This is a genomic window from Streptomyces sp. NPDC057424 (assembly GCF_042803315.1).
Taxonomy (GTDB): Bacteria; Actinomycetota; Actinomycetes; order Streptomycetales; family Streptomycetaceae; genus Streptomyces.
Genome location: NZ_JBHVCP010000117.1, coordinates 1283 through 5453, shown reverse-complemented (window position 1 = coordinate 5453; position 4171 = coordinate 1283). Strand labels below are relative to the sequence as shown.

The 4171-nt window shown below is 73.7% G+C and carries 3 protein-coding genes; 2 read left to right on the top strand and 1 reads right to left on the bottom strand.

Translation table 11 applies throughout. From position 1 onward, the window contains the following. Positions 1 to 164 precede the first annotated feature (164 nt). A complete protein-coding gene (locus tag ACFU3E_RS38165) occupies positions 165 to 434 on the top strand; it encodes a hypothetical protein (protein ID WP_384169353.1) in 270 nt (89 codons plus the stop codon). A gap of 96 nt (positions 435 to 530) precedes the next feature. Here the strand turns inward: ACFU3E_RS38165 and ACFU3E_RS38160 are convergent, their stop codons facing one another. After that, positions 531 to 1280, bottom strand: a complete 750-nt coding sequence (locus ACFU3E_RS38160; RefSeq protein WP_248504544.1) for a ferritin-like fold-containing protein — start codon at positions 1278 to 1280, stop codon at positions 531 to 533. 474 nt (positions 1281 to 1754) lie between these two features. On the opposite strand from ACFU3E_RS38160, the gene ACFU3E_RS38155 reads away from it, so the two are divergent. Then, positions 1755 to 4171: DEAD/DEAH box helicase (locus tag ACFU3E_RS38155; protein ID WP_384169350.1), on the top strand; the 2417-nt coding region annotated here is incomplete at its 3' end.

The window sequence follows — 4171 nt, the reverse complement described above, 5'->3', positions numbered from 1 at the left end:
CGTCCCGCCCCCTTCGCGTTGCCCTCGGACTCCCCCTGCGGCACACCGTCCCCTCCACGGATGGAGCACAAGTGGCCCACAGGGGTGGATTGGATTCCGCAGGTCAGGGGTAAGACGGGCTACGACCGATTTGGGCAGGCCGGCCATGTGGGAGGGACCCCGACATGCTCCTGGAAGCGCTGAGTTCCGCGATCCTCGGCCTGGCTCTGGCGTGGGCGGCCACACACCGCCTGCCGCACCGTCTCCCGGCCCGGCCCATGGTCCTGTCGACCGGCGTCGCCGGTGCCCTCTTCGGGTCCTTCGTCATGCACAGCGCGCTGGACGCGGGGCACATGCTGATCGTCCTGCTCGGCGCGGTGATCGTCTCGGTGGCCTCGCTGTCGCTGCTGCTGCGCCCCGCGGGAAGACTGCGCCGCCGGTCGGCGACCGCCTGACGGGTCGCCGACGGTGGCGGCGCCGATGACGCCATGGGCTGCCGGCCCGCCGACGGGGATCTGGGGCCCGTCGTCCGGGTCGGGTCCCGGGCGGCGTCAGGCGGCCAGGCCCAGGGCCGCCATCCGCTTGGTGTGGGCCTCGGTGATCCGGGAGAACATCTTGCCGACCTCGGCGAGGTCGAAGCCGTCCGCGACGCCGCCCACCAGCATGGTCGACAGCGCGTCCCGGTCGGCGACCACCCGCTGGGACTGCGACAGGGCCTCGCCCATCAGCCGCCGTGCCCACAGCGCGAGCCGCCCGCCCACGCGCGGGTCGGCGTCGATCGCGGCCCGCACCTTCTCCACGGCGAAGCCGCCGTGCCCCGTGTCGTCGAGCACGGCCAGCACCAGGTTGCGGGAGTCGGAGTCCAGCCGCGCGGCGACCTCCCGGTAGAAGTCACTGGCGATGGAGTCGCCGACGTAGGCCTTGACGAGGCCCTCCAGCCAGTCCGAGGGGGCCGTCTGCTTGTGGAACCCGTCGTACGCGGCGACGAACGGCTCCATCGCCCGCGTCGGCTCCTCCCCGATCTCGGCGAGCCGGTCGCGCAGCCTCTCGAAGTGGTGGAACTCCGCCGACGCCATTTTCGCCAGCTCCGCCTTGTCCGCGAGCGTCGGCGCCAGTTTGGCGTCCTCCGCGAGCCGCTCGAACGCCGCCAGCTCCCCGTACGCGAGCGCACCGAGCAGGTCCACGACCGCGGCGCGGTACTGCGGGTCGGCGGAGGCCGTCGCCCAGTCCCGGGCGGCGACTGAGGTGTCTTCGGCGGCGGCGGTGTCCGAGGCGTTCTCAGGCTTGTCAGAGCTCGTCATAAAGCGCACAATAGCCCGCCCGCCGGGAGGCGTAAGGCCCTGGTCAATCACTGTGACGACGACTACGTGACCGAATCGGCCATCGCATGTGCGCGATTCCGGGGTATGGTGGTAATGCGCCTGCTGGTACGTTGACGTACCTCGACAGGCCGCACGTATGAGGATGCCCGGTCGGTGGCCCGATCGGCTCCGACCCGACAGCCTCCCCGGCCGTCCGCCACAGTGCGTACGAGACCCGGAGGGGGACACCCTCAGCGGCACGAGCGCTAGAGCGTCGGCGCGGTCCCGTGCTCTACGGCCCGCCCGTAGGCAGCCGACGTCCCCGGCACGGTCTGACACGACCCCGCGCTCGCCTCGCGCCGCCCACACAGAAGAGGCAGCACCCTGACTACGTTCCGAGAGCTCGGAATCCTCCCCGAGACCGCCGAGGCCCTGGAGGCCGTCGGCATCAACACGCCCTTCCCCATCCAGGAGATGACGCTCCCCGTGGCCCTTTCGGGCAAGGACGTCATCGGCCAGGCCAAGACCGGCACCGGCAAGACGCTGGGCTTCGGCCTCCCGCTCCTCGAGCGCGTCACCGTCCCCGCCGACGTCGAGGCCGGCCGCGCCGAGCCCGAGGACCTCACCGACGCCCCGCAGGCCCTCGTCGTCGTCCCCACGCGCGAGCTGTGCACCCAGGTCACCAACGACCTCCTGACGGCCGGCAAGGTCCGCAACGTACGCGTCCTCGCCATCTACGGCGGCCGGGCCTACGAGCCCCAGGTCGAGGCCCTCAAGAAGGGCGTCGACGTGGTCGTCGGCACCCCGGGCCGGCTGCTCGACCTCGCCGGGCAGAAGAAGCTGAACCTGAAGCACGTCAAGTCCCTCGTCCTCGACGAGGCCGACGAGATGCTCGACCTGGGCTTCCTGCCCGATGTCGAGAAGATCATCAACATGCTGCCGGTGCGGCGCCAGACCATGCTGTTCTCGGCGACCATGCCGGGCGCGGTCATCGGCCTCGCCCGCCGCTACATGTCGCAGCCCACCCACATCAGCGCCACGTCGCCGGACGACGCCGGCGCGACGGTCGCGAACACCAAGCAGTACATCTACCGCGCGCACAACATGGACAAGCCCGAGATGGTCGCGCGCATCCTCCAGGCCGAGGGCCGGGGACTGGCCATGGTCTTCTGCCGCACCAAGCGCACGGCGGCCGACCTCGCCGACCAGCTCAAGCAGCGCGGCTTCGCCTCCGGCGCGGTCCACGGCGACCTCGGCCAGGGTGCCCGTGAGCAGGCGCTGCGGGCGTTCCGCAACGGCAAGGTGGACGTGCTCGTCTGCACCGACGTCGCCGCTCGCGGTATCGACGTCGAGGGCGTGACGCACGTCATCAACTACCAGTCGCCGGAAGAGGAGAAGACGTACCTGCACCGCATCGGCCGTACGGGCCGCGCGGGCGCCAAGGGCATCGCGATCACTCTCGTCGACTGGGACGACATTCCGCGCTGGCAGCTGATCAACAAGGCGCTGGAGCTGGACTTCAACGACCCGCCGGAGACGTACTCCACGTCCCCGCACCTCTTCTCCGACCTCGGCATCCCCGAGGGCACGAAGGGCCTCCTGCCGCGCTCGGAGCGCAAGCGCGCCGGGCTGGACGCGGAGGAGCTGGAGGACCTGGGCGAGCCGGGCGGCCGCGGGCCGCGCGGGCGTGGCGGCCGAGGCGACCGGGACGAGTCCCGCTCGTCCGACCGCGAGCGGTCCCCGCGTACGCCGCGCCGCCGCCGCCGTACGCGCGGCGGGGCCGCGGTGGGCGGGGCGCCCGAGTCCGCGGGCGCGACCGCACCGGGCACCGCGGTCACCGACGGCGCCGCCGAGGCGGACAGCGTGACGGCTCCGCGCACTCCGCGTCGCCGTCGCCGCACCCGTGGCGGGGCCCAGTCCGAGGCGGCTCCGGTCACGACGGTCGAGTCCCCCGTGTCCGAGCAGGCGGAGACCGCCGTCGCGACGGCGGAGGGCACGGCCACGGAGGCCACCGAGACGGCTGAGAAGCCGCGCCGACGCCGCACCCGCCGGTCCGAGACGCCGGCGGTGGAGACCGAGGCAGCGGTGACACCGTCGGCCGCGGAGCCGGCGATCGTCGCCGACGCCCCGGCCGCTGCGGAGGCCGTGCTGCCCGAGGCCGCCGCCAAGCCGCGCCGTCGCACCCGCAAGGCCACGGCGACGTCGGCGGCCGAGTCGGCGGTCGACACGGCCGAGGGGATCACCGAGTCCGCGCCGGAGACGGCGGAGACGAAGCCGCGCCGCACCCGCAAGACGGCCGCTGCGGCGGAGGACACTGCCGAGGTGGCCGAGGCGAAGCCCAGGCGTACGCGCAAGGCGACGGCAGCGGCGGCCGAGGACGCCGTCGACACGGCGGAGGCCACCGAGGCCAAGCCGCGCCGCCGCACCCGCAAGACCGCCGAAAGCGCCGACACCGCGGGCCCGGCTACGGCTACGGCTACGGCTACGGCTACGGCTACGGCCGAGGCTCCCGATGACGCGGCGACCAAGCCGCGCCGCACCCGCAAGGCCGCCGCCTCGGCGGAGAACGTGGTCGACACGGCCGAGGGCGCGCAGGCCAAGCCGCGCCGCCGGACCCGTAAGGCCGCCGAGCCCACCGAGATCCCCGCCCAGGCGGATCAGGAGCCGGAGGCCGCCGAGGCGAAGCCGCGCCGGACACGGAAGAGCGCTGCTGCCGCCCCGGACGCGGAGGCCGCCGAGGCCAAGCCGCGCCGGACGCGGAAGAGCGCCGCGGCGGCCGAGGCCGCCGTGGACACGGCCGAAGGTACGGAGGCCAAGCCGCGCCGCCGCACCCGCAAGGCCGCCGAGCCCACCGAGAACCCCGCCCAGGCGGATCAGGAGCCGGAGGCCGC

What these genes read in the sequence shown, in the direction of transcription:
- ACFU3E_RS38160 (WP_248504544.1), bottom strand. Translation starts at nt 1,280, where the DNA reads ATGACGAGCTCTGACAAGCCTGAGAACGCCTCGGACACCGCCGCCGCC.
- ACFU3E_RS38165 (WP_384169353.1), top strand. Translation starts at nt 165, where the DNA reads ATGCTCCTGGAAGCGCTGAGTTCCGCGATCCTCGGCCTGGCTCTGGCG.